The following is a 24,322-nucleotide window of genomic DNA, read 5'->3' on the forward strand; positions in this document are numbered from 1 at the left end:
CTCCCTCGTTACCCCCAGAATCAAGAAAGCGCGGATGGCCACGTTCGCCGGTTTCATGATCATGGGCGCGCTGTTCTACACCTGGTCGGTGGGGGTGAGTGCGTTTCGCAACCACCTGGGCATGGAAGGTAGCCTTGGCGACCTTAACTTCGGCATGGTCGCCCTGGGGATTGCCATTGGCGGCACCATCGGCGCCTTTATCGTCGGGCACTTTGTCGACCGCTTCGGCCCGCGCAGCGTTATCCGTCTTATCTTGCTGGCCTACCCACTGTCACTGATCGCTTTGGGATACGCCTCCGCGTACACCTTCGCGCTGATGTTCGGCTGCGTGCTGGGGGCGTTGCGTGGCGCCGTGGACACCGCACTGAATGCCCACGGCGTGCAGGTCGAACGCTTTTACCAGCGCTCGATCATGTCGGCGTTTCATGCGTTCTTTTCGTTGGGCGGGTTTCTGTTTGGCATCCTGGCCAGTTACCTGGCCGGTTTTTCCACCGAAAGCGCGATGATTCCCTTCACCGTCGCCGGCCTGTCCCTGGCACTGCTCAGCCTGCTGACCAGCCAGTTCATGCTCAGCAAAGACGAGTTGTTGCCTGTGGCCGCCGAACCGGCCAAGGCCACCGCTGCGCCGTTGTCGCGTAATTGGAAGATCCTGATGCTGATGATCGCGTTCGGCGCACTGTTGATTGCAGGGATGATCAGCGAAAGCTCGGTCAGTGACTGGGGCCAGGAATTCCTGGTACGCGAGACCGGCATGACCATCTCCACCGCTGGCCTGGCCATCAGCTTCTTCACCGGCGCAGGGTTTATCGCACGCATGACCGGCGACTGGCTGGCCACCCGCATCGGCGCGGCGGCGATGGTGTTCTGCTGCGGCGTGATCTCGATCATCGGCATCTTCCTCTCCACCCTCAGCCACTCACCTGTGCTGGGCATGGCCGGTTTTGCCTTGCTCGGCCTGGGCCTGGCGTGCATCGCGCCACTGATGCTGTCGGCTGCAGGGCGCAAGGACCCGGCCAACTCGGGCCGCAACGTCGGCATCGTCAACGGCATCGGCTTTGGCGGCATGCTCGGGGGCCCGGCGATCTATTCCTACCTGGTGAGCACTTATGGGATTGGCGCGCTGTTCTACATGCCGCTGGTGCTCATGAGCCTGATCGCCATCTTCGGCCCACTGCTGATGCGCATAAAACCCGATGCCAAGCCATCCAAGCCGGCGCTGTCGGTCACGGCTGAATAACTGCGAGCGAGACTGACATGAAGGTATTTCCTGAGGTCATCGTGATCGGCAGCGGTGTGGGGGGCGCAATGACCGCCCGCCGCCTGGCCGAGAATGGTGTGAATGTACTGATGCTTGAGCGCGGCGACTGGGTGCCCAAGGAGCCGGACAACTGGCGCGTGGCCTCGGTGTTTTTCGACAAGAAGTACACCGCACACGACACCTGGCTGGATGCCCGTGGCGAAGCGTTTCGCCCGAGCATTTACTACAACGTGGGCGGCTGCACCAAGTTCTACGGTGGTTCGATGATCCGCTATCGCGAGCGCGACTTTGAAGAACTGGTGCACGAGGAGGGCATCTCACCGGCGTGGCCGGTCAGCTACGCCGAATTCGAGCCGTATTACACCCAGGCCGAGCAAATCTTCAAAGTGCACGGCGACGACAAGGACGACCCGTCAGCACCGTGGCGCAGTGCACCGTATCCGTTTCCCGCCGTGGCCTCGGCGCCTATCGTCGAGGCCATGTGCAAGGGGATGCGGGCCGCTGGCGCGCGCACCTCGGCCATGCCGCTGGCGGTGAATTATTCGAGCGAAGGCAATTGCACGCTGTGCAAAACCTGCGACGGTTTCCCGTGCAAGATCTCGGCAAAAATGGAAGCGGAAACTGCGCTGGTGCGCCCGGCCCTGGCCACGGGCAACGTCACGTTGCGTACCAACACCCTGGTCAAGCGCCTGTTGTTGAGCCAGGACGGCAAGAAGGTCACCGGTGTGGTGGTTGAAACCGACGGCAAGAGCGAAGTGCTCACGGCCAGGCTCATTGTGGTGGCCTGTGGAGCGGTCAACAGCGCGGCGTTGCTGCTGCGTTCGGCCTGCGACGCCGCGCCCAACGGTGTGGCCAACAGCTCCGACGTGGTGGGTCGCCATTACATGGCGCATAACCAGACTGCGCTGATGGGGCTGTCGATGCGCCCCAACGACACGGTGTTCCAGAAAACCGTGTCAATGAACGAGTTCTACTTCGGCGCCCCGGATTACCCGTATCCGCTGGGGCATGCGCAGATGCTCGGCAAGCTGCAGGGCGGCATGCTGTCGGCCAATGTGCCGTTCATGCCCAAGGCGGTGGGTTCGACCATGGCCCGCCACAGCATGGACTGGATCGCCTTCTCCGAAGACCTGCCCGACCCCGAGAGCCGCATTGTGCTCAAGGACGGCCAGATCCAGATGGCGATCCGGCGCAACAACCTCGGGCCCCATCGGCGCTTCATCAAGAAGCTGGTGAAGCTGCTGCGGGCCAGCGGCTACCCGATCGTGCTGACCAAGCCACTGCTCAAGCACTCCACGTCCCATCAGTGCGGCACGGTGCGGTTCGGCACCGACCCCAAAACCTCCGCGCTGGACATCTATTGCCGCAGTCACGACCACGCCAACCTGTTCGTGATCGATGCGTCGTTCATGCCCTCGTCGGCGGCGGTCAACCCGGCGCTGACCATCGCCGCTCAGGCGTTGCGCGCGGCCGAACACATCCTCCACACAGAATTTGGCATCACTCACATCAAGAGGCCTGACGACGTGCAGGCCCAACCCGTATTCATCTACGAAACAGCAGGAGCGCAGCATGACTGATACAAAAAAAACAAAAATGACCGGCGGGCAGATCGTGGTCGAGTACCTCATCCGCGAAAAAGTGCCGTACGTGTTTGGCATTCCCGGGCACGGCAACACCGCGCTGCTGGACGCCTTTGTCGACCGCAAGTCGGAGATCACCCTGGTGCCAGCGATGCATGAGCAAGGCGCCTCGCACATGGCCGACGGTTTCTACCGCGCCAGCGGGCAGATCGCGGCGGTGTGTGCGTCCATCGGCCCGGGTGCCACCAACACCTTGACCGGGATCGCGACCGCGTTCGCCGACTCGTTGCCGCAACTGGTGATCAGCGGCGGCGTGCACACCTACATGCTCGGCAAAGGCGTGTTGCAGGAACTGGATCGCCCCCACGGCGACAACTTCCCGCGCATGGCCGAACCGGTGGTCAAGCGCTGGTGGCAGCCGGGCACCGTGGCCCAATTGCCGGGCGTGATGACCCAGGCGTTCAACGTGATGCTTGAGGGCCGTCGCGGCCCAACGCTGATCAACCTGCCGCAAGATCTGCAAGCCGAATGCGCCGAGATCGAGCTGCCTTCGCCGCAAACCCATCGCGGCCACGGCAGACTGCATGGCGACCCAGCGGACATTGCCCGTGCCGTGCAGTTGCTATTGTCGGCGGAACGCCCGGTGATCATGGCCGGTGGCGGGGTGATCGCGGCCAACGCCAGCGACGACCTGGTGACCATCGCCGAGCATGTGGGCGCAGCCGTAACCACCTCGTTCATGGGCAAGGGCTCGATCCCCGAAGATCATCCGCTGTACGCCTGGCCGTGCGGTGACCTGGGCTCGATTCCGGGCAACGCGATGACCCGCGAAGCTGACGTGATCCTGGCCATCGGTTGCCGTTTCAGCGACCGCATCACGTCTTCGTATCGTCCTGGCGTGACCTTCGACATTCCGAACAAGACCAAGCTGATCCAGATCGATATTGATGGCTTCGAACTGGGCAAGAACTACCCGGTGGAAGTGGGTATCGTCGGCGATGCCGGGCCGATCCTGCAGGACCTGCTGGCGGCATTGCGCAACAGTTGCCCCGCGCGGGACTACAGCACCTCGCCGATGTTCCAGCGCTTGCAGCACCTCAAGGCCAAGTGGGAAGAGCACCTGGCGCCGCTGCGCACCTGCAACCAGTCGCCGATGACCGTGTCCCAGGTGTTGTTCGAAGCCCGCAAGATCCTGCCGCGCAACACCATTGTGGTCACCGACTCCAGCAACCCGCAAAACCAGGTGTTCAACGAGTTTCCGGTGTACGGGCCTAAACAGCACATCACTCCGGGTGGTTTTTCCGGCATCGGCTTCGCACTGCCGGCCGCCATTGGCGCCAAGATGGGCGCGCCAAACCAGCCGGTGGTTGCCATTTGCGGTGACGGTGCGTTCCTGCAAACCGGCCAGGAACTGGCGACAGCGGTGATGATGGGCGTTCCGGCGATTTTCCTGATCATCAACAACGGCGGCTGGGGCGCGATCCGCAACCTGCAACTGAACATGTTTGGTGAAGACCGCGAAATCATCACCGACTTCCGCACCCCGGATGGCGCGTCGTGGGAGGCCAATATCGCCGACTTCGCCAAGTCGCTGGGGGCTGCTGCCGAGCGTGTGACCGACCCGCTGCAGATCGGCGCCGCCGTGGACCGGGCACTGGCGTCCAACCGTCCGTACGTGATCGAGGCGATGTGCTCCATTGAGCGGCCGTGGAGCAACATGCACCCGACCGGCTGGTGGGACATCACCGTGCCGGACTACCTCGGCGAGTACCGCGATGAGTACGTGAAGAACCGCGGCTTCTGACCCCGCCATCGATTCGCCTGTGTTCAGGGACGAACGCAGGCCTTCATGCACCGCCATAGGCCTGACAAATGACAAGAACCAATCAACAGCGCGAGCTGCAATTCAGCGACCAGTTTGTAGCGTGTTACCTGGTCGAAAACGTTAAAGATTTCAAGGTGGAGGGGGGCGTAGCAGTCAACCTCGACCATGCCCCGATGCACATCGGCGGCCCTGTGCCCACTGTGGTGCCTGGCTGGAAATCCACCGTATTGTTCAATGCCGTGATTGCCAGTGCCAACCGTGTTGCGGTGTTTCGCGTGCGCAGCGAAGTTGACCTGGGCGGCATCGTGCTCGGTGAGTGGGACTGGTTCGGCAACCGCTTCGCCAAGTTCCCGCGCACCACGCCGCTGTACATCTCGCGCTACGACGAGATTGGCGCTGTGCACCTGGACCCGTATGCATTCGCCAACCAGCGGGCAGAGGCCGTCGACCTGCGCGAATACGGCATCCGCCTGAACCTGTGGTGGGCGCCGACCAACACCGATTGCTTCCTGCACAACGAGCATCCCTTCCTGGAAATCCACACCCAGATCCACGGTTCGGGGCGTATCCAGAAATTTCTGGAGCGCGATGAAAACACCCTTTACAAGCAGATCAGCATGGCGCCGGGTTATACCCATGACCCCTTTGTGCATGTCGATAATGCGGGCAACCCGACGTACCCCTGGCACCGCTATTGGTCCGATTCGGACGCGATCTGGCTGGCCATCGAATTTCATCCCAAGGCCTGAGGGCGCGCCATGAAGATAGCTGTTGTCACCTGGACCCTCGGCATCACTGCACCGGAGCAGGTGCTGGCCAAAGCGGTGGCGTTGGGGCTGGACGCGATCCAGTATTCCGGCGACCACCGCGACGCCTGCCCGGTGAACCTGCGCGAACAGGCACGGCAGGCAGGCATCGCTATCCTGGCGGTCGACCCGATCAACGGTGGGCCGCGGGACCCCGCCCAGGCCACGCCTGAAGACGCCCTGGCGTACTACCGCAAGGTGGTGGATTTTGCCGCTGCGCTGGGCAATGTCCCGGTCACGCTGCAAGGCCTGTCACTGTGGACGCGCAATTGCCCCGACGCAGCCTCGGCGCGTGCGCGGTTGCTGGCGTGCTGCAAGACGATTGACGCCTATGCACAAGCACGCGGCGTGCCGACACTGTACGAACCCTGCAACCACTTCGAACTGCCGCTGATCAACACGGCGGCCCAATGCCGGGCGCTGATCCGTGAGGTGGGCGGCGACAACCTGCGCATGGTGCTGGACAGCTTCCACATGAACATCAATGAACCCGACCCGCTGCAAACCTTGCGCGACCACGCAGGGTTGACGGCGATCTACCACATCTCGGATTCGGGACGCGGGGGTATAGGCAGCGGCCATATCGATTTCCAGGCGCAGCACCAGGCGTTGATGGCCAACGGGTTTACAGGTGATGTGTCTATCGAGTTGGTGTTGCCCCAATTGTTGCCGGGGCAATCTCCCGTCAGTGAAGCGGATATGTTGGCGTTGGACACCCAGGTACGCGACAGCGCCAGAAGCTGGCGTGAATACACCTGTAATGCCTGACGCGGTTCAAATGTGGGAGCGGGCTTGCTCGCGAAGGCGGTACATCAGTCAATGAATCTGCCGACTGAGGCACCACCTTCACGAACAAAACAGATTGATCAACAGGTCCGCAGCGATCAACGCCACGGCCACGATGAACAACACGCGCAGGCTCAAGGAAGCCACTTCACAGTGATGCGTTGAGTTCGTCGATCAGCGTCTCACGGTACTTCAACGCCGATATCGCCTGCTCGCCCAACTTGCCGGCAACCGCGCTCAACAGACCCTGTGCCAGCAACATGAACGCGCACATGCTGTTGCTGAAAAACAGGCTGTGGTTGGGCACGTAGAAACTGTGCAGCGCCACCTTGGCCAGCGGCGAGCTGGCAGAGTCGGTCAGCGCAATGACCTTGATCCCGTGGCGGGCAGCGACCTCTGCCGTTGCGAGCACGCTGGGGGTGTAGGGGAAGCAGCTAGACACCACCAATACATCGCCTTCCTCCAGCTGCGCCAGGGCATCGGCCACGCCCTGGCGGCTGGAGTCGAGCGCTGCCACATCTGGGCGCAACATGCCCAGGCCGTATGACATGAACAACGCCAGCGAGTTGAACTGGCGCATACCGTGGATTCTTATCCGGCGAGCACTGGCCAGCAGTTCGACGCTTTGCACGAAGACGTCGGGATCGACCTGTTCAATCATGCTGACGATATTGGCACTTTCCTGGCGACCCAGGCGGGTCAGCTGGTTGAGAACGTCCTTGTCCTCGCTGTTGACCACCAGCCGCGAGGCCTGGTCGCTATAGAAGTGCTTGCCTTCGGTAATCTCCCGCCGGAACACATCCTGCAGCTTGCTGAAACCGCCATAACCCAAGCGCTGCGCCAACCGTGACAGGGTCGAGGCGTTTACGCCCAGCTGCTCCGCCAGCTCGCTGATCGACGACACCGCCGTGCGTTGCGGGGATTCGATCAGCGCCATCAGGACGCGCCTGGAGCTGCTGCCCAACGCGATGTCGACCTCGCGCCGCTCGATGGCGGCGAGCAATTGCTTGAGGCCATCCAGCGTGTCGGGAAGTGCAGTCAGGGCTTTATTCATCAACGGTATCCATGATTGGGTGAGCGCCAAACCTTCATCGACCTGAACAGGCGTCGATCAATGAGCGGTGGACCACGCCTTCGGCATCGGGTTGGTCAGTGTTTGGCCGCGTATAGACGCGCCACTCTACAGTGTTGGCGCTGATCAGAAAAACGCCGGTTGCCAGGGTGTTTTCATCGTCCGGATCATCCGCTGCGCAACGGTAAACGGGCAGGGCGCCACCTGTCGTGTCACGCAGAATCTTCAGCGCTGAATCGGCGTCCAGATCCGCCGTTATCCCGTGCAGCAGTTGGTCGACACACCGCTGCCTGGCACCTGAACTGGCGGTGATGCGTTGTTCGACCGGGTCCAGCGACAACGACACCAGATGGTTCGAATGCCCAGCCGGCCATTGCACTTCACTGACGTGACTGCCCTCGGCACATGCCTCGACACTGACCACGCGTGCGCTGCCGGCTTGGCCAAAGGTGTGGTGGAAGGCACCGGCGCGACCCGTGCGGGTGACGATACGAATCGCCTCGTCCACACAGGCGGCGTCCAGGGTTGCACGCGCCAGGATCTGCCGGGGGATGCCGATGGGGATCTGCGTTGGCCGGAGATTGTTCACGGTCGCCACGACGCCGCGCTCGTTCACGGCCAGGGTGTGCCCTGGCAGCGAGCCTGGGTAGACGAAACTGGTGAACGCAAGACCTGCTTCGGGTGTGGCATGCAGCAGCGCACAGTGCCCGCGCAGTTGCGGGAAGCCGTCTTCGTTGTGCGCGATCAGCGTGCCGGTGGGTGTAGGCCCGAAAACGGTGGTGCAGCCGTCCACGCTTTGTGCGTGCACATAGTCACCCCGGCAGTTCCACATGAAGACTTCGTCGAGTGGCAACTGCAAGCCATCGGCCAGCCCCTCGATTTCCTGCCAGTAACGCGGGAATTCGTTTTGCACCTGTTGGCGCATCTGCAAGGCTTTCGGTGTGGTTGCCTGCGCTGCCAGGTATTTCCAGAGTGCGAGCGGGCGCAGGTGCTCAAGCACCGCAGCGCGACCGAACACGCCCAAACCGTGGCCAATGGCGTAGGCGCTACCGTCAAGATGGATAGAAGGCAGTGTCATTGCAGCTCCTCACGACACGTGTTGCAGAAATTCCCGCAGGCGGGCGCTGGGTGGGTTGGCGATCAGCTCGGCGGGCACGCCATCTTCGGCAATGCGCCCCTTGTCGATAAAGATCAGGCGCGTGGCGACTTTGCGCGCAAAGTCCACTTCATGGGTGACGATCACCATGGTCATGCCTTCATCGGCCAGCGACTTCATCACGGTCAGCACCTCGTGGCGCAGCTCCGGGTCGAGGGCCGACGTCGGTTCGTCGAACAACATCAGCTTGGGCTTTACCGCCAACGCCCGGGCAATGGCGACGCGCTGTTGCTGCCCACCGGACAATTCGGACGGGTAGTGATTGGCGCGGTCAGCCAGGCCGACCTTGGCCAGCAGCCCGGCGGCGAGCTGCTCTGCTTCCTGGCGGCTGGCACCGCGCACCCGCACGGGGCCAAAGGCGACGTTCTGCAGCGCGGTCATCTGGGGGAACAGGTGAAACTGCTGGAACACCATGCCGGCTTCCTGGCGAATCAGGCGTTCATCGACCTTGGGGTTGTTCACCTCAAGGCCGTCGACCATCAGTTGCCCACCGCTGACTTCTTCCAGTTTGTTGATGCAGCGCAACAGCGTCGACTTGCCCGACCCCGAGGGGCCGATGATCACCACCACTTCGCCGCTGGCGATGTTGAGGTTGATGTCATGCAGCACCTGGGTACTGCCGAAGTGCTTGGAGACACCTTTGAATTCGATCATAGGATTTTCAACCTCGATTCCATGCGCCGCAGTGCATAGCTCAGCACCAGGGTAATGATCAGATAGATGACGGCGACCGCCGACCAGATTTCCATCGCACGGAAATTACCGGCGATGACTTCCTGGCCCTGGCGGGTCAGCTCGGCGACCCCGATAACAATGAACAGCGAGGTGTCCTTGATGCTGACAATCCATTGGTTGCCCAGCGCCGGGATCATGCGCCGGAACGCCAGCGGGGCGATGACGTAGCGCAGGGTGTCGCGCTTGGACAGGCCCAACGCCAGCCCGGCTTCGCGAAACCCACGGTTGATCGACAGCACCGCGCCGCGGGTAATCTCGGCGATGTAGGCGCCGGAGTTGAGCATGATGGTCACGACAGCCGCCGTGAACGGGTCAATGCGCACCGGCACCATCATGGGCAGGGCGAAGTAGATGAACATGACCTGCACCATGATCGGGGTGCCACGGATCAATTCGATGAAAACAAGCGCAACACGGCTGCTGATAAAACCGCCGTAGGCGCGGGCAAAGCCCGCGACCACGCCGATGACGGCGCCACCGATCAGACCCAGGATCGAAATCCACAAGGTCAGTTTGGCGCCTTCAAGCAGGACCGGCAGCGCATCCCAAATGGCGCTCCATTGGAAATGCATGCTGAATTCTCTATGGGTGAAAGACGGGGGTTATTGCGGATCGGTGCCGAACCACTTGCGGTAGATCTGCGCATAGGTGCCGTCTTCACGGAGCTTCTTCAGCGCCGCGTTGACCGGTTCGCGCAGTTCGCTGCCCTTGGGAAAGGCGATGCCGTATTGCTGGGCAAGCATCTGCGGGCCAACCGCTTTTACCTGGCCTTCACCGGCGGTCTTGATGTAGTACAGAACGTTCGGCGTGTCGTGCATGGCGGCGTCGACGCGGCCAGTGCGCAGTTCCAGGTAGGCGTTGTCGATATTGGGGAATTGGCGCAGGTCGCTGGCCTTGAGGTTGGCCTTGGCGTAGTCGGCCGATGATGTGCCGCTTTTCACGGCCAGGGTCTTGCCGGCGATATCCGCTTCACCTTTGATGGTGTCGTTGTCGCTTTTGACCATCAATAGAAAACCGCTGTCGTAGTAACCGTCGGAAAAGTCGATGGCTTGCTTGCGCTCTTCCTTGATGGTGATGCCGGCTAGCGCCACATCGACGTTATGGGTTTGCAGGGCAGGGATGATGCCGTTGAAGTCCATGGGCTTGAGCTGGTAGGTCACCCCCATTTCCTTGGCAATCGCCGCCCACAAATCAATGTCGAAGCCCACGTATTCGTTGCCTTGCTTGAACTCGAAAGGCACGAACGCTGTGTCGGTGGCCACCAGCAATTCCTTGCTCGCAGCAAAGCTGCCAGAGGCGGTGGCCAATGCCATTACCGCCAGTGAAACCTTCAGAAAGTTCTTCATGCATGTTTTCTCTTCAGGGGGATACAGGCCCCAGGGCAAACCTGGGGCAGTGGGGATAGCGGCAGTCAATTTTTCGAGCGATTCATAACGATTCACTCCACTGTTTTTGTTGTTAGCCCGGCTAGCCACCTGAGAGAGGAGGCGCACGATATTTTTGCTGTTTCGCAAAATATACATGCATTTATTGGTTATGCAAAAAATAATTGCATTTAAAATTCGTGCACCTATTATTTGCAAAACCCTCCGGAGCGGCACCATGAGCCACGTCTTTCATCGCAGCCTCACACAGCGCTATCCCACCGCCATTCAAGGTGACGGGCCTTACCTGATCGACAGCGACAACCGTCGCTACCTGGATGCCAGCGGCGGGGCTGCAGTGTCGTGCCTGGGCCATAGCGACCCCGAGGTGATCGAGGCCATACGCAAGCAGGTCGGGCAGTTGGCGTATGCGCATACCTCGTTCTTCACCACGTCGGTGATGGAAGAGCTGGCGGACTTCCTGGTGGCCCGCGCGCCGGAAGGCATCGACTCGGTGTATTTCGTTTCAGGCGGCTCGGAAGCCATTGAAGCGGCACTGAAACTGGCCCGCCAATATTTCGTCGAGATCGGCCAGCCTCAGCGCAAACACCTGATTGCGCGGCGCCAGAGTTATCACGGCAATACCCTGGGCGCCTTGGCCACCGGCGGCAATGAATGGAGGCGCAAGCAGTTCGAGCCGCTGCTGATCGGCGTCAGCCACGTCAGCCCTTGCTACGCTTACCGCGAGCAGCAAGCGGGGGAAAGCGGCGAGGCCATGGGCGTGCGCCTGGCGGCGGAACTGGAAGCAGAAATTCTGCGGTTGGGTGCTGAGAACGTCATGGCGTTTGTGGCCGAGCCAGTGGTTGGCGCGACCTTGGGGGCTGTCACCGCCGTGCCGGGCTACTTCAAGCGCATTCGTGAGGTGTGTGATCGCCACGGCGTATTGCTGATCCTCGATGAAGTCATGTGCGGCATGGGACGCACCGGCACTTTGTTTGCGGCGGAGCAGGAAGGCATTACGGCCGATCTGATCACCGTCGCCAAAGGCCTGGGGGCGGGTTACCAGCCCATCGGCGCAACGTTGGTCAGCCAGAAAATCCGCGACGCCATCGCCAACGGCTCGGGTTTTTTCCAGCATGGTCATACCTATATCGGCCACGCCACCGCGTGTGCGGCAGCACTGGCGGTGCAAAAAGCGATTGAGTCGCGAGGCTTGCTGGCCCGCGTCAATCAGTTGGGTGACGGCTTGCGCGCGCGCCTGCAAGGGAGCTTGGGTGATCATCCGCACGTCGGCGATATACGCGGTCGCGGGCTGTTCCAAGGGATCGAGCTGGTGGCCGACCGTGACAGCAAGGCCGCATTTGATCCCGCGCTCAAGTTGCATGCCAAGCTCAAGCAAGCGGCCATGGCTGAAGGCCTGATGTGCTACCCCATGGGCGGCACCCTTGACGGGCAGCGCGGCGATCACATCCTGCTGGCGCCGCCGTTTATTCTTGAGGACCATCACCTCGATGAAATCGCTGGCAAGCTCCTGACCGCGATCAACACCACCTTGAAAAAACTCTGAGGGAACCCTGCAATGGCAATCCAATCGCGCCTTGGCACGTTGACCGACGCAACCATGGACGACGCGCAGCGCGCGGTGCTCAAGGACATCCTGGCGGGGCCGCGAGGTAACCTCGACGGGCCTTTCCTGGCGTGGATCCACAGTCCGGAACTGGCCAACCATGCCCAGCGGCTGGGTGCATTCTGCCGTTATGGCACCCGGCTGGAGTTGCGCCTGACGGAGCTCGCCATCCTGTTTACTGCTGCCTGGTGGCAATCCCAGGCCGAATGGCAGATTCACGCGCCTATCGCGCGTTCGGCAGGGGTGAGTGATGCGGTGATCGCCGCCCTGCAACAGCAGACGGAACCGCCGTTCACGCAAGAAGACGAACGACTGGTGTACCGGCTGGGCAAGACGATGTACGAGACGCGGCGAATCGACGATGCACTTTATGCGCAGGCGATTGAAGCGTTCGGTGAGCCCGCAGTGGTCGAATTGGTGGGGGTTTTTGGCTATTACGCGCTGGTGGCGATGACCTTGAATGTGTTCGCTGTAAGGCGTGACACCGACGCCCCCCTGCCTTTTGCAGAACCATAGTTACCCGCGCGATATCAGATACAACTCGGTCGAAATGTGGGAGCGGGCTTGCTCGCGAAGGCGGTGAATCAGCTAAATATGCATCGGCTGACACATCGCTTTCGCGAGCAAGCCCGCTCCCACATTTGAATCTGATCATTCTCAGGCAGCGGTGGCGGTGGTTTGCTGGCCAGGGATAGCCGCAATCAATTCGCGGGTGTAGTCGCTGGCCGGGTGGTTGAAGATACGTTCCACCGTGCCTTGTTCCACCACCTTGCCATTGCGCAGTACCAGCACCTCATGGGCAAAGTTGGCCACCACCGACAGGTCATGGGACACCAGCACATACGCAATACCCATGTCCCGTTGCAGCTCTTCGAGCAGGTCGAGGATGTGCGCTTGTACCGACACATCCAGCGCGCTGACCGGTTCATCCAACAGCAACAGGTCTGGCTTCAACGCCAAGGCGCGGGCGATGGCCACCCGTTGGCATTGGCCGCCGGACAATTCGCGTGGCAAACGATCGAGGAAACTCACCGGTAAATGCACACGGCTGATCAACTCCCGCGCTGCGTGTTCAAGGGCGGGGCCCTTGAGCAGGCCGAACGAGACCAGCGGTTCGACAATACTTTCGAACACGGTAAAACGCGGGTCGAGCGCGGCGAAGGGGTTTTGCTGCACTAATTGCAGGCGCTGGCGCAGCGGGCGGAAGTCGCGCCAGCTCAGGTGGGTGACGTCTTGCTGTTCGAACCAGACTTGGCCCTGGGTAGGTTTTTCCAGGCCGAGGGCGATGCGCAGCGCGGTGCTTTTGCCTGAGCCGGACTCACCGACAATCGCCAGCGTCTGGCCGGGGTATACCTCGAAGTTCAGGTTTTCCAGGGCCACGAACGTGTTGTCTTCACCCTTGACCTTGGGCAGGGCAAAGGTCTTGCCGACGTTTTTCAGGCTCAGGATCGGTTCTTCCATCGGGTCGATGCGAATCAACGGTTCGCGGCGCTTGGCGAACGTCGGTGCCGCAGCAATCAGCGCCCGGGTGTAGTCATGCTGCGGCGCAGTGAGGATCTGCCGGGGCGGGCCTTGTTCCACCAGCTCGCCGTGTTGCATCACCAGGATGCGGTCGGCGCGATCGGTGGCCACGCCCAAGTCATGGGTGATGATCAGCAGTGAAATGCCACGCTCGCTGACCAGGCGCTGCAGGTGATCGAGGATCTTGCGCTGCACCGTCACATCGAGGGCGCTGGTGGGCTCGTCGGCGATGATCAGCCGCGGGTTGCCGGCCAATGCGATGGCGATCAATACGCGTTGGCGCATGCCGCCGGACAGCTCATGGGGATACTGGCGAGCGCGCAATACCGGTTTGTCGATGCCCACCTGTTGCAGCAGCTCGACAATATCGGCATCGACGGCGGGGTAGCGCTTGCCCTTGGCCAGGATCAGCGCTTCAGCAATTTGCTGGCCGATGCGCAGCGTCGGGTTGAGGCTGACCATCGGGTCCTGCGGCACCAGGCCCACGGTACGACCGCGCAGTGCACGCTTCTGGCGTTCGTTGGCGTGGGTCAGGTCGTTGCCGTCCACCCACAACTGGCCGGCGCTGATCTGCGCCGTGTCCGGCAGCAGGCCGAGAATCGCGTTGGCCAGGGTGGACTTACCTGAGCCGGACTCGCCGACAATCGCCACCGTTTCACCTCTGGCGATGGCAAACGACAACGCGCGTACCGCGTGATTGACCTGCCCGTTGGTGCGGTAGCTGACACTGAGTTGGCGAACATCCACTAAAGCGTTCATCGCGGGTTCTCCTCGAAGGTACGGGCGATATGGTTGAGGCTGAACACCACGGCCACCAGGAACAAGCCCGGCAGCAGCGACACCCAAGGCGCGGTGATGAGGAAATGGCGGCCGTTGGCGATCAGCGTGCCCCATTCGGCGGCCGGGGGCACAGCGCCAAAGCCGAGAAAGCTCAGCCCCGCCGTCGCAAGAATCGCGGCGCCGAAATCGAGTGTCGCCAACACCGCCACCGGGCCCCAGGCGTTCGGCAGGATGTGCAGCAGCAAGGTACGTCCCCAGCTCGCGCCTCCCAGGCGCGCGGCTTCCACATAGGGCAAGGTCTTGACCCGCAGCACCTCGGCGCGGGTGGTGCGGGCGAACCCCGGAATAATGCCGACACCCACCGCGATGGCCACCGGCACCGTGCCGAAACCGATGGCGGTGACAATCGCCAAGGCCAACAGCACGCCAGGCAACGCCAGCAACACGTCGACAAAACGCATGATCACCGAGTCGATACGTCCACCGGCAAACCCCGACAAAATGCCCAGCCCCAGCCCGCCCACCAAGGCAATCCCCACCGCCAGCGAGGCCGCGAGCATTGACAGGCTGGCGCCGTAGACCACCCGCGTGAACAGGTCGCGGCCCAGCTCATCGGTGCCGAACCAATGCGTTAGGTTGGGTGCGCGCAGCTTGTCGACGGGGGAGGTGGCGTAGGGATCGAAGCCCGTCAGCAGGTGCGGTGCCACGGCTGAGGCCAGCGCGAATAACACCAGCAGCAGGGCCAGGCTGAAACCGGGCCGTCGCAGCAACGGCAGCAGCACTGCCGACGCGCGCTGCAGGCGGCTGCGGCGGCGCCACAAAGGATGACTGGCCGGGATGGCTTTGCCGTGCAGGTTTTGCTGGAGGATGGTCATGATCTACGACACCTTTGGCGTGTGGGAAATACGCGGGTCGAACCAGGGGTAGAGCAGGTCGACCAGCAGGTTCACCAGCACAAACGCCGCCGCAGACACGGCGACAATGGCCAGCACCACCGGAATGTCCTGGCGCAGCACCGCTTCTTGGGCGAGACGGCCAATACCGGAGCGGGCGAAGATGGTTTCCACCAGCACCGCCCCGGACACCGTGTTGCCCACCTGCAAGCCGATCAGGGTGAGGATCGGCAGCGCAGCGTTCTTGAACCCGTGCCGCGCCTGCACCTGGCCACGGCTGAGGCCCTTGGCATAGGCGGTGGCGATATAGGACTCCTTCCACACGCCCTGGAAACTGCGTTGCAGCACCTGGGCGTACACCGCTGCACTTGGAATGGCCAGGGTCACCGCCGGTAGGATCAGGCTTTCAAAGCCCTTGCTGCCGGTCGCCGGAAACCAACCCAGGCCAAAGGCGAACACCTGGATCAGCAGCAACCCCATCCAGAATACCGGCACCGAGAAACCCAGGGAGGGCAGGCGGGTCAACGCTTTTTTCAACGGTTGCCAGCGGATATAGGCGGTCAAATACGCCAGGCCGATACCACCCAGCAGTGACAACACAATGGCCAAGCCGGCTAGCGACAGGGTTTGCGGCAGCCGCTCCACCAGCAACTCAGCCACTGGGCGGTTCAGCGAAAGCGACTGGCCGAAGTCACCCCGCAACGCGCCCCACAGCAGGTCGAAATATTGTTCGAACACGCCTTTGTCCAAGCCGTAATAGGCGCGCGCCTTGGCCAGGTCTTCCACCGACAGCGAGTCGGCTTCCATGCCCGAAGCGCTGAGCATCAGCGACAGCGTGTCACCCGGCAGCAGGTACAGGATGAAGTAGGTGATGCTGTAGGCCCCCCACAACACCACAAGCGCTTGCCCGACCCGACCGATCACATAGCGGCTCATGGCGTGCCGATCTCAATATCGCCCAGCAGCGCGAAGCCTTCGGCGGTCCAGCGGAAGTTCTTCACTTTGGCCGAGGTTGCCGCCTGCCACACACGCTCGTAGATCGGGAACGCCGAGCTTTCATCGATCAGCAAGTCCTGCAGGTCGCCATACGCCGCTGCGCGTTGCTGGCTTTGGGTGGCGGTGATGCCGGCATCGAACAAGGCCTTGGCTTTGTCCAGCACCGCAGGCGTGTAGGTGTTGGTTGCGACGGTGGAGCTGTTAGCGCTGCGTGGGTCGAGGATGGTTTGCAGAATGATCGGGTCGGCGCGGGTCATGTAGTTGATGGTCAGGTCGTAGTTGCCGGCGGAGTTGTTGGCCACCCATTCGGCACGGGTCACCACGCTGAGTTTCAACTCGATGCCGACTTTGCGCAGCTGGTCCTGGATCAGCACGTCGCCAGCGGTTTCCGCCGGGCTGATGTTGTAGCTCAGGCTCAGGCGCTTGCCGTTTTTCTGCCGGTAGCCGTCTGCGCCCTTGGCCCAGCCGGCTTGCTCGAGCAATTGCTCGGCACCTGCGGGGTCGTAGGCAAGCTTGTCCGCCTGGCTTTTGAAGTAGGGCGTGGTCACATCGAACACACCTTGCACCACCGGGAACTCGGCGTTGTACACGGTGCTGGCGTAGCTCTTGCGGTCGATGGATTTCTGCACGGCCAAGCGCACGTTCTGGTCGGCAAGCACGCGCTCACCACGCGTATTGGGGAACAGGTTCAGCGATGGGCCCGGCAGCGAGCGGCTCTGAATGGTTGCGCCCTTGGACTGGAACAGTTTCAAGTCGACTTCCGAGAACGGGTTGCGTGGCCACAGGATGTCGGCCTTGCCTTGCAGGAACAGGCCGTTGCGCACGCTCTCTTCGGGGATGTAGGTGACGTCTACGGCATCCAGGTGCGCTTCGCCCTGGTTTTTCATATTCGCCGACGCCCAGGCGTAGCCTTTGCGCTTGGTCAGGTGCGCACCGACTTCCGGGGTGTAGCTCTCCAGTACGAACGGGCCGGTACCGATGATCTTGCCCAGCGAACGCTCCTTGACGGTGAGGGCGTAGGACGCCGGTGCAAGGATCGACAAGTTGGTCGTGGAAGTGGCTTGCAGGAAGCCGGCGTTAGGTTTGTTGAGCACCAGCTTGACGGTGAAGTCGTCGACCACTTCGGCGTGGTCATAGCCCGCCAGGTAAGTCGCACCAAAGGTCGCCGGCAACTCGGTGGCCAGGGCCTTGTCACTGTCGAACGCGGTTTTTACTGCCTTGGCATCGAAACGCTCGCCATTGCTGAACGTCACGTCCTCACGCAGGTGAAAGGTGTAGCTAAGTGCGTCGTCACTCACTTCCCAGCTTTTGGCCAGCCAGGGAATGATCTTGCCGGTGTCCGGGTCTTGGTCGGTCAGGGATTCGGCGACGTTGCGCAGCAGCACGCGGTGTTCCAGCCAATAGACCTGGAAGGGGTCGATGCTGACCAGGATGGTGTTGTCGCCGAAGAACGCGATGTTCAAGGTCTTGTTCGCCTGGGTGTCGTTACCCGGAGAACACGCGGCCAGGCTCAAGGCCAGGGCACAAGGGGCCAGCAGACGGCTCATCAAGTTGGAGGTATTCAATGGTTTGCCCTCGTATGGCGATTCGGGTGCGTGGGAGGTTGGGATCAGAAGTCGTAGGCCAGCTTGGTGTACCAGTAGCCGCCGCCGGGGTAGAACGGCGGGTTGCCGTAGGCCGCCAGGCCCAGGTTGCTGTAGACGGCGTGCTTGTCGGGGCGCACGTCGAAGATGTTGGTGCCGCCGATGCTCACCGTCAGGCTGTCGACGAAGGTGTAGCTGACGTCGAGGTCGGTGATCCATTTGGCGCCAAAGCTGCGGTCGCCGCTGGGGTTGACCGCGAGGGTCTTGACCGAGCCGTAGCGTGCGGTTTGCAGGTTCACTGCCAGGTCCGAGACCTTCCAGTTGGCCCCCAAAATCCATTTGGTCTTGGGCGAGGCATCGGTGAGGTCGCCTTCGCGGTCGCGGCCTACCAGGGTCACACCTGAGTTAGCCAATGCTGCCGGGGTATCGCGGCTACCTTCGATGGTCGTTTTGTTCCAGTTGAAACCCAGGCTCCAGCGCACATCGCCCCAGGCGTCCAGCGGCGTGGTGTGGTCGGCGACCACGTCCAGGCCTTTGGTGCGGGTGTCGAAGGCGTTGGTGTAGTAGTTGACCCAGGTGCCCGAAGGCACGCCTTGCGCGGTGAGGATCGAGTTGATGGCGCCGTTGCCACGGTCATAGATATTGCTGGTGAGCGCGATTCGGTCGTCGATGTCGATCAGGTACGCGTCGGCGGTGATGCTGGTACGCGGCGCGGGTTGCCAGGTGAGGCCCAGGCCGAGGTTGCGCGATTTTTCCGGCTTGAGGTCATCGCCGCCGAGGGCCTTGGCCAGGTTGCTGCCGGATGGGGTCAGGCGCGTCACTGCCGGAACCACGTTGCCGTTGGCGTCGATTGCCACGCGGTTGTCGGCCACGGTGTAGCCGATCTGGGTCAGCGATGGCGCACGGAAACCGGTGCCCACGGTGCCGCGCACGGCCACGGTGTCGGTCAGCTCATAACGCGAGTTCACTTTCAGGCCAAAGGTGTTGCCCGAGTCATCGTCGTAATGCTCGATGCGGCCGGCGAGGTCGAGAAACCAGCGCTCGGTCAGGTCAAAGCCCAGGTCCAGGTAGCCCGCGTAGTTATTGCGGATCAGGCTCACCTCGTCTTCCGGGCGAATCGTCACCGCCGCTTGCGCGCCCGAAGCCGCTGGGTAAGTGCCGGTGATATACGCCTCGCGGTCACCGGCGAAGGTGCTGAAATGCTCCCAGCGATGTTCCAGCCCGGCCGACACCTGCACCGGCGACGTCAGGTTGAACAGGCTGTCGTAGCGGCGGGTGAAGTCGAGGTTGTTCACCCATTGCTCAAAGCGAAAGGTTGCCAGGTTGTCGAATTTGGTCGGTGACGCAGTGCCCAGGGACGGGTTGATGTTCAAGTCGCTGGAGTGGTGCACATTGTTGCGCCCGTAGGTGGTGCTCAGGTCCCAGTTCCAGTCGGCGACCTGGCCCTTTCCGCCGAATAGCAATTGGTAGTCGCGGTCCTTGATGTTGTTCAGCGGGAAGTAACCGTCGGGGAATACCTCGGGCACCGCCGCCGTGCCGGTGGGCAGGCGGAAGTAGTTGGCGGCTTCGGCATCGCGCTCGCCGTAGGTGGAGAACGAGTACAGCGTCAGGTCTTGCAGCGGTAGCTCGGCGTTGTAGGCCAGGTTGAAGGCCTTGAGGTCGGGGTCGCCGTTCTTGATTGCCACGCGGTCCCAGGCCGCTTCCTTTGCCGGGTCATTGAAGGCTCTCACGCTGCTGTCGGCCTTGTCGTTCCACGACGCGCTGCCACGCTTGCGCGCATCGGCGGAGAGGTGAAAGAAGCCGCCCTGGCCAAGCTCGAATCCCTGGTCACCGGCCACCTTGATGGTTTCGCCCTGGCCGGAATACAGCTGGCCGTAGCTGGTTTCCAGGTGGCCGCCGCTCTTGGTGTTCTTGAGGATGATGTTGATCACACCGGCCACCGCATCAGAACCGTACTGTGCGGCAGCGCTGTCTTTGAGCACTTCGATATGGTCCACGGCGCTGACCGGGATCAGGTCGATGTCCACCGCGTTTGCACCGCTGTTGTCGATGGAGCCGCGCTGGCCGGTGGCGCCGTTGTGGCGACGCTTGCCGTTGACCAGCACCAGCGTATACGCGGGGCCCAGGCTGCGGTTGCTCAACGGGCGCGTCACCGAGTTGTAGCCGGCGATATTGGTGCCGAAGTTGAACGACGGCAGCAGCTTGGCAATCGCCTCCGAGAGCTCGGCGCGGCCAGTCTTGAGCAACTGGTCACTGTTGATCACGTCAATTGGTGCCGGGCTGTCCGCCACTGTGCGCTCCTGGCCACGCAGGCCGGTGGAGATCACGGTGACAGTGTCGAGTTTGGCGTCTTCGGTTGCTGCATCGGCAAAGGAGGGCGTTACGGCTAGCAGCAGGGAGCTGGTCAAGAATGACAGGTGAAACCTGGTGAAGGGGTAGGTGGTGTCGGGCATATCGAGAAGGATCCCTTAAGCCTGGATCAGGCGGCTGGTGGTCGGATGTGCGTCCTCCACCAGGTAAGGGGTCGGTCTGTGATGTGAAGATATTCCTATAAAAAACCTGAGTGAAAGTCTTTTTTGGAATAAGCTAATTATTATAAATTGTTATCTTATAGGTGCTTAAGATCATCTATTTTTATTTAATGTGCGTGCCACTTCCGTATTAATCCCAGGTGCCCAAGCCCTTTCTCTTTGGTCGTGTAGGGCCTCGTTGCGTTGGACGGCGGCGGGCGCGGCTGCAATTCTGCATAGCGCTCCCTCACAAACAAGGACGCTCGCCATGCTCGGTTACTACGCCCACTACAGCCAGTACTACATCACGGTGCTGATGCTCACCACCACGTTGTTTTTTGCCTTGCCGATCTTTGTTGCCCCCATCACCTGGGCGCGCCTCATGGGCTGGACGATTCCCGAGCATCAGCATCTGGCGATTTATTTTGGCCGGTGCCTGGGGGCGTTCATCCTGGTGATAGAAGTGGCGATGTTGCGCTCAGCCACCACTGGCACCAGCTTCAGTTACGCGTTCGATCTGCTGTTTGTGGTGTTTTCGCTGATGTTTGTCGTGCATGTGTATGGCGCGCTGAAGCGCATCCAGCCGATTTCGGAAACCTTGGAGATCGGGTTTTGGATGCTGTTGTTTGTGCTCAACACGGTGTTCTATCCAGGGACATCTATCGTCCTGTAGGGGCCGCTCATTGCAGGAAGAAGTGCTGTTTGATCGACTCCAACAGCAGTGACTTGACCACCTGCAGCGTGCTGTCGTGTTTGCTGCCGACGCGCATGCCCAGTTCAAGTTCGTAGGACGGCATAGGCACCGGGCAGGGGAAAATCCGCAGCGTGGTGATTTTTTCCATCGCGCGTGCGGCATGGGTGGGCACGGTTGTGATCAGCGTTGAGCCGATCAGCAAAAACGGTACTGCGGCGAAGTGTGAGGTCGAGGCCTTGACCGTGCGGGTCAGGCCGACACTGTTCAGGCCTTCGTCGACGATGCCTATATAACCGCCAGAAGACACCAGCAGGTGCGGACGTTGCGCGTAATCCTGCGCTGTTTGCGGAATGGGGTTGTCGGCATCTGCAACACACAGGTAGTTGCCCCTGCCGAGGCGGATCCTGGTGATCAGTTGCGACGACAGGCCGCCCGCCGAAATCGCGATGTCTATTTTCTGCCCCATGAGCATGTCTTGTACGACGCCGCTGTGGGTTTGCCGGAAAATGATACGCAGCCCCGGCAGGCGTTCTTCCACGACCGAAAGAATCTGCTGCCCCAGTGCTATTTCGCTGTCATCCGACAGCCCGATGGTGATGGTGCGGCCCTTCACTTGCTGGCCACCGGATGATAAGGCCAGCGCCAATCTGCAGCGGTTGATTGCCTCTTCTATCAACGGGTACAGCTCGTTCGCGCGCATGGTTGGCCGCAGGCCGCGGCCGGTTCGCTCAAACAGCGGGTCTGCGTAGATGTCCCTCAAGCGAGCGAGTGAGGCACTGACGGCCGGCTGGGTGACACCGAGCCTGATAGCCGCACGGCTGGCACCGCCTTCTTCGATCAGGGCAACGAAGACTCTCAATAGATTGAGGTCGACCGTTTCGATATCAATGTGATTCATATCAGATAGCCTGGATTGCGTGTTGATCTATATTCTAGCAGCCGTAAAAATGGCCTACCAAACGATTTGTAGTTCATCGCGAATAACTGATGGGCAAATACTTTGTCGTTGGAAAGTATGTGTTAGTGCGAGGGGTCGATAAAAGGCATTAAGGCCTGAGGCATAACGATGATGCGCCATTATCCGAGTCTTGGCTTTGTCTTGCTCTCTGGCTGTGTGTTGGCACTACGGGGATGCGGCGCAGCCGATAACCGTTACGTATTAAAAGACACCCGTGCGCCCGTAGCCGAAGAAGTAGTCGGTGCGCTGCAGCGTGAGTTGGCGGTGCGCAACTATTATCAAGGTGCGCTGGACGGTGTCGCAGGCGAGCAAACTGCAGAAGCGATATTCCTCTTTCAGATGGATTGTGAACTGCCATTAACCGGCGGTATTAATCCTGAGACGTTAGAGAAGTTGAATATACATTCGCCTGCATGGTTGTCTAAGTAGGTGCCCGATATTACCGATTAGGAAACGATTTAAATGTTATGGCTTTGACCAAGGCAACATCGCCGCGCTGTCCATGTCGATTCAGCCTGGCGGTTATTTTTGTGATAACCATGGCGGTTATTGTGTGCGTCCGAATTATCCAGCTGCAAGTTGCCGACAAGGCATTTTTGATACGCCAAGGCGATGCTCGCAGCGTGCGATATATGACGTTACCGGCGTACCGAGGCTTGATCACGGACCGTAATGGACAGCCGTTATCCGTGAGCACGCCGGTGACGACGATCTGGATAAACCCCAAGGAGTTGCTGCAGGAAAAAGACCGTTGGGCAACGTTGGCGAACGCGCTGGGTATGCCTGAGGCCGAGTTGAGTTCGATCGTTCTGCGTAATCGAAACAAGGAATTTGTCTACCTGCTCCGACGCATTCCACCGCAAGCCGCGGACGGGATAATGCAGAACCTGCGCTCGCTCAAGGCCACGGGTGTTTATACGCTGCAGGAGTCCCGCAGGTTTTACCCCGCGGGCTCAGTTGTCGCGCATGTCACCGGCTTTACCGATATCGACAATCGAGGCAGTGAAGGCGTGGAGTTGGAGTATGAGCCTGTGCTTGCCGGTCGTGATGGCAAGCAACGGGTGCTCAAGGACCGCCGAGGTCATCTGATCCAGGACTTGGGAGGCGGACAGCCGGCCAAGCCCGGCCAAACGCTGCAGTTGTCGTTGGATTTACGTCTGCAATACGTCGCTAACCGGGAACTGCTCAAAGGCCTTGAGCACAATGGCGCGCAGGCCGGAAGCGTCGTCATCATGGATGTCAAAACCGGTGAAATCCTGGCGCTTGCCAATCAGCCTTCATACAACCCCAATAATCGCTCCCGGCTGACGCCGTCCATGATGCGCAACCGCGCGCTGGTCGATGTGTTTGAACCGGCGTCAACGATGAAGCCGTTCTCGGTGGCGGCGGCATTGGAAAGCGGGCGCTGGAAATCTGCGGATACGGTCCACGTGGAAACCGGCACACTTAAGATTGGCTGGTACACCATTCGTGATGCTTCCAGGACCGCGGGCGAGACGTTGGACATGACCGGCATCCTGGTGCGCTCGAGCAACGTGGCCATCAGCAAAGTCGCGTTTGATATTGGCGCAGAACGCATTTACGACGTGTTGCACCGGGTCGGTCTGGGCCAGGAGACGGGTATCGGTTTTCCCGGTGAGCAGAGCGGGTTTTTGCCTGTGCGACGTGAGTGGCGGCCCACCGAAACCGCGACGCTGTCCTATGGCTATGGCGTGTCGGTGACGTCGGTGCAATTGGCCAAGGCTTATGCCACGTTAGTTAACGGCGGTGTCAGTGTTCCTACGTCGCTGTTACGCATTGCTGAAGTACCCAAGGGTAATCAAGTTATCCCTGCGAGTGTTGCCAATGCCGTGAGAAAGATGCTGGTGCAAGTAGTTGAAGGGCCCAGAGGAATATACCGTGCCCAAGTGCCCGGTTTTCATGTGGGCGGCAAGAGCGGAACAGCAAGGAAAACCGGTGCCGGTGAAAAGGGCTATTTGACTAAATCCTACCGCGCCATATTCGCCGGCTTCGCGCCTGCAGCCAATCCCCGGTATGTCGTGGTAGTCGTCATTGATAACCCAACGAAACATGGATTCTTTGGTGGGTTGGTAGCCGCACCATTATTCAGTCGCGTTATGTCCCAGACCCTGCGATTGAATCATGTAGTGCCGGACGCTCTCTGAGTTCGCCCGC

21 protein-coding genes are annotated in these 24,322 nt (G+C 60.9%); 10 read left to right on the forward strand and 11 right to left on the reverse strand.

The genetic code is table 11. The features are described 5' to 3' along the window. Positions 1–34: 34 nt before the first annotated feature. The 5 genes from HF257_RS30415 to HF257_RS30435 all read left to right on the forward strand — a co-directional run bounded on the left by HF257_RS30415 (position 35) and on the right by HF257_RS30435 (position 6,240). Positions 35–1,237 (forward strand): MFS transporter, encoded by a 1,203-nt coding sequence (locus tag HF257_RS30415; protein ID WP_233081585.1) that lies wholly within the window; start codon positions 35–37, stop codon positions 1,235–1,237. Between the two features lie 17 nt (positions 1,238–1,254). After that, positions 1,255–2,838: a GMC family oxidoreductase gene (locus HF257_RS30420; RefSeq protein WP_185709870.1), complete on the forward strand. Its 1,584-nt coding sequence runs from the start codon at positions 1,255–1,257 to the stop codon at positions 2,836–2,838. Next, positions 2,831–4,645 (forward strand): thiamine pyrophosphate-binding protein, encoded by a 1,815-nt coding sequence (locus HF257_RS30425; RefSeq protein WP_233081583.1) that lies wholly within the window; start codon positions 2,831–2,833, stop codon positions 4,643–4,645. The genes HF257_RS30420 and HF257_RS30425 overlap by 8 nt, the downstream gene beginning before the upstream one ends. A 68-nt stretch (positions 4,646–4,713) precedes the next feature. Further along, positions 4,714–5,415 carry a hypothetical protein gene (locus HF257_RS30430; RefSeq protein WP_185709869.1) on the forward strand — a complete coding sequence of 234 codons (702 nt, stop codon included), beginning with the start codon at positions 4,714–4,716 and terminating at the stop codon, positions 5,413–5,415. Between the two features lie 9 nt (positions 5,416–5,424). Further along, positions 5,425–6,240, forward strand: a complete 816-nt coding sequence (locus tag HF257_RS30435) for a sugar phosphate isomerase/epimerase family protein (RefSeq protein WP_185709868.1) — start codon at positions 5,425–5,427, stop codon at positions 6,238–6,240. 166 nt (positions 6,241–6,406) lie between these two features. Here HF257_RS30435 and HF257_RS30440 read toward each other — a convergent pair whose 3' ends face one another. The 5 genes from HF257_RS30440 to glnH are packed head-to-tail and all read right to left on the reverse strand — an operon-like array spanning position 6,407 to position 10,567. Continuing rightward, positions 6,407–7,312, reverse strand: a complete 906-nt coding sequence (locus HF257_RS30440; RefSeq protein WP_185709867.1) for a MurR/RpiR family transcriptional regulator — start codon at positions 7,310–7,312, stop codon at positions 6,407–6,409. A 34-nt stretch (positions 7,313–7,346) separates the two neighbouring features. Next, positions 7,347–8,408, reverse strand: coding sequence for a C45 family autoproteolytic acyltransferase/hydolase (locus HF257_RS30445; protein WP_185709866.1), 1,062 nt, complete (start codon positions 8,406–8,408; stop codon positions 7,347–7,349). A 9-nt stretch (positions 8,409–8,417) separates the two neighbouring features. Continuing rightward, complete coding sequence (gene glnQ, locus HF257_RS30450; RefSeq protein ID WP_185709865.1) at positions 8,418–9,140, reverse strand: glutamine ABC transporter ATP-binding protein GlnQ; 723 nt, start codon at positions 9,138–9,140, stop codon at positions 8,418–8,420. Further along, on the reverse strand, positions 9,137–9,793 hold the full coding sequence (gene glnP, locus HF257_RS30455; RefSeq protein ID WP_185709864.1) for a glutamine ABC transporter permease GlnP: 657 nt from the start codon (positions 9,791–9,793) through the stop codon (positions 9,137–9,139). The genes glnQ and glnP overlap by 4 nt, the downstream gene beginning before the upstream one ends. A gap of 30 nt (positions 9,794–9,823) precedes the next feature. Beyond that, a complete protein-coding gene (gene glnH / locus HF257_RS30460) occupies positions 9,824–10,567 on the reverse strand; it encodes a glutamine ABC transporter substrate-binding protein GlnH (RefSeq protein ID WP_185709863.1) in 744 nt (247 codons plus the stop codon). Positions 10,568–10,823: 256 nt separating this feature from the next. Here glnH and HF257_RS30465 point away from each other — a divergent pair, with 256 nt between their 5' ends. Beyond that, positions 10,824–12,152, forward strand: coding sequence for an aspartate aminotransferase family protein (locus HF257_RS30465; protein WP_185709862.1), 1,329 nt, complete (start codon positions 10,824–10,826; stop codon positions 12,150–12,152). Positions 12,153–12,164: 12 nt separating this feature from the next. Next, complete coding sequence (locus HF257_RS30470) at positions 12,165–12,728, forward strand: carboxymuconolactone decarboxylase family protein (RefSeq protein WP_185709861.1); 564 nt, start codon at positions 12,165–12,167, stop codon at positions 12,726–12,728. Positions 12,729–12,869: 141 nt separating this feature from the next. On the opposite strand, the gene HF257_RS30475 is transcribed toward HF257_RS30470, so the two are convergent. The 5 genes from HF257_RS30475 to HF257_RS30495 form a co-directional block, all read right to left on the reverse strand. Further along, entirely contained in the window at positions 12,870–14,492 is a 1,623-nt protein-coding gene (locus HF257_RS30475; protein ID WP_185709860.1) for a dipeptide ABC transporter ATP-binding protein, read from the reverse strand. Continuing rightward, positions 14,489–15,388, reverse strand: a complete 900-nt coding sequence (locus HF257_RS30480) for an ABC transporter permease (protein WP_185709859.1) — start codon at positions 15,386–15,388, stop codon at positions 14,489–14,491. Before HF257_RS30480 ends, HF257_RS30475 begins: the two co-directional genes overlap by 4 nt. Before the next feature lie 3 nt (positions 15,389–15,391). Continuing rightward, the gene (locus HF257_RS30485) at positions 15,392–16,342 is read right to left on the reverse strand and encodes an ABC transporter permease (RefSeq protein WP_185709858.1); all 951 of its coding nucleotides are present in this window, start codon (positions 16,340–16,342) and stop codon (positions 15,392–15,394) included. Beyond that, on the reverse strand, positions 16,339–17,949 hold the full coding sequence (locus HF257_RS30490) for an ABC transporter substrate-binding protein (RefSeq protein ID WP_185709941.1): 1,611 nt from the start codon (positions 17,947–17,949) through the stop codon (positions 16,339–16,341). The genes HF257_RS30485 and HF257_RS30490 overlap by 4 nt, the downstream gene beginning before the upstream one ends. Before the next feature lie 62 nt (positions 17,950–18,011). Continuing rightward, a complete protein-coding gene (locus tag HF257_RS30495) occupies positions 18,012–20,438 on the reverse strand; it encodes a TonB-dependent receptor plug domain-containing protein (RefSeq protein ID WP_185709857.1) in 2,427 nt (808 codons plus the stop codon). A gap of 325 nt (positions 20,439–20,763) precedes the next feature. Between HF257_RS30495 and HF257_RS30500 the strand changes: the two genes are divergently transcribed. After that, positions 20,764–21,168, forward strand: coding sequence for a hypothetical protein (locus HF257_RS30500; RefSeq protein ID WP_185709856.1), 405 nt, complete (start codon positions 20,764–20,766; stop codon positions 21,166–21,168). Positions 21,169–21,175: 7 nt separating this feature from the next. Here the strand turns inward: HF257_RS30500 and HF257_RS30505 are convergent, their stop codons facing one another. Then, positions 21,176–22,087 (reverse strand): LysR family transcriptional regulator, encoded by a 912-nt coding sequence (locus tag HF257_RS30505; protein ID WP_185709855.1) that lies wholly within the window; start codon positions 22,085–22,087, stop codon positions 21,176–21,178. 168 nt (positions 22,088–22,255) lie between these two features. On the opposite strand from HF257_RS30505, the gene HF257_RS30510 reads away from it, so the two are divergent. Together HF257_RS30510 and HF257_RS30515 are read left to right on the forward strand one after the other, a co-directional pair. Continuing rightward, entirely contained in the window at positions 22,256–22,576 is a 321-nt protein-coding gene (locus HF257_RS30510) for a peptidoglycan-binding domain-containing protein (RefSeq protein ID WP_185709854.1), read from the forward strand. A 38-nt stretch (positions 22,577–22,614) separates the two neighbouring features. Next, positions 22,615–24,312: a peptidoglycan D,D-transpeptidase FtsI family protein gene (locus HF257_RS30515; RefSeq protein WP_198913725.1), complete on the forward strand. Its 1,698-nt coding sequence runs from the start codon at positions 22,615–22,617 to the stop codon at positions 24,310–24,312. Positions 24,313–24,322 lie beyond the last annotated feature (10 nt).

Source organism: Pseudomonas cremoris (assembly GCF_014230465.1).

What these genes read in the sequence shown, in the direction of transcription:
- HF257_RS30505 (WP_185709855.1), bottom strand. Translation starts at nt 22,087, where the DNA reads ATGAATCACATTGATATCGAAACGGTCGACCTCAATCTATTGAGAGTC.
- HF257_RS30485 (WP_185709858.1), bottom strand. Translation starts at nt 16,342, where the DNA reads ATGAGCCGCTATGTGATCGGTCGGGTCGGGCAAGCGCTTGTGGTGTTG.
- HF257_RS30445 (WP_185709866.1), bottom strand. Translation starts at nt 8,408, where the DNA reads ATGACACTGCCTTCTATCCATCTTGACGGTAGCGCCTACGCCATTGGC.
- glnQ (WP_185709865.1), bottom strand. Translation starts at nt 9,140, where the DNA reads ATGATCGAATTCAAAGGTGTCTCCAAGCACTTCGGCAGTACCCAGGTG.
- HF257_RS30515 (WP_198913725.1), top strand. Translation starts at nt 22,615, where the DNA reads ATGGCTTTGACCAAGGCAACATCGCCGCGCTGTCCATGTCGATTCAGC.
- HF257_RS30435 (WP_185709868.1), top strand. Translation starts at nt 5,425, where the DNA reads ATGAAGATAGCTGTTGTCACCTGGACCCTCGGCATCACTGCACCGGAG.
- HF257_RS30440 (WP_185709867.1), bottom strand. Translation starts at nt 7,312, where the DNA reads ATGAATAAAGCCCTGACTGCACTTCCCGACACGCTGGATGGCCTCAAG.
- HF257_RS30470 (WP_185709861.1), top strand. Translation starts at nt 12,165, where the DNA reads ATGGCAATCCAATCGCGCCTTGGCACGTTGACCGACGCAACCATGGAC.
- HF257_RS30475 (WP_185709860.1), bottom strand. Translation starts at nt 14,492, where the DNA reads ATGAACGCTTTAGTGGATGTTCGCCAACTCAGTGTCAGCTACCGCACC.
- glnP (WP_185709864.1), bottom strand. Translation starts at nt 9,793, where the DNA reads ATGCATTTCCAATGGAGCGCCATTTGGGATGCGCTGCCGGTCCTGCTT.
- HF257_RS30425 (WP_233081583.1), top strand. Translation starts at nt 2,831, where the DNA reads ATGACTGATACAAAAAAAACAAAAATGACCGGCGGGCAGATCGTGGTC.
- HF257_RS30480 (WP_185709859.1), bottom strand. Translation starts at nt 15,388, where the DNA reads ATGACCATCCTCCAGCAAAACCTGCACGGCAAAGCCATCCCGGCCAGT.
- HF257_RS30495 (WP_185709857.1), bottom strand. Translation starts at nt 20,438, where the DNA reads ATGCCCGACACCACCTACCCCTTCACCAGGTTTCACCTGTCATTCTTG.
- HF257_RS30415 (WP_233081585.1), top strand. Translation starts at nt 35, where the DNA reads ATGGCCACGTTCGCCGGTTTCATGATCATGGGCGCGCTGTTCTACACC.
- HF257_RS30500 (WP_185709856.1), top strand. Translation starts at nt 20,764, where the DNA reads ATGCTCGGTTACTACGCCCACTACAGCCAGTACTACATCACGGTGCTG.
- HF257_RS30510 (WP_185709854.1), top strand. Translation starts at nt 22,256, where the DNA reads ATGATGCGCCATTATCCGAGTCTTGGCTTTGTCTTGCTCTCTGGCTGT.
- HF257_RS30420 (WP_185709870.1), top strand. Translation starts at nt 1,255, where the DNA reads ATGAAGGTATTTCCTGAGGTCATCGTGATCGGCAGCGGTGTGGGGGGC.
- glnH (WP_185709863.1), bottom strand. Translation starts at nt 10,567, where the DNA reads ATGAAGAACTTTCTGAAGGTTTCACTGGCGGTAATGGCATTGGCCACC.
- HF257_RS30465 (WP_185709862.1), top strand. Translation starts at nt 10,824, where the DNA reads ATGAGCCACGTCTTTCATCGCAGCCTCACACAGCGCTATCCCACCGCC.
- HF257_RS30490 (WP_185709941.1), bottom strand. Translation starts at nt 17,949, where the DNA reads ATGAGCCGTCTGCTGGCCCCTTGTGCCCTGGCCTTGAGCCTGGCCGCG.
- HF257_RS30430 (WP_185709869.1), top strand. Translation starts at nt 4,714, where the DNA reads ATGACAAGAACCAATCAACAGCGCGAGCTGCAATTCAGCGACCAGTTT.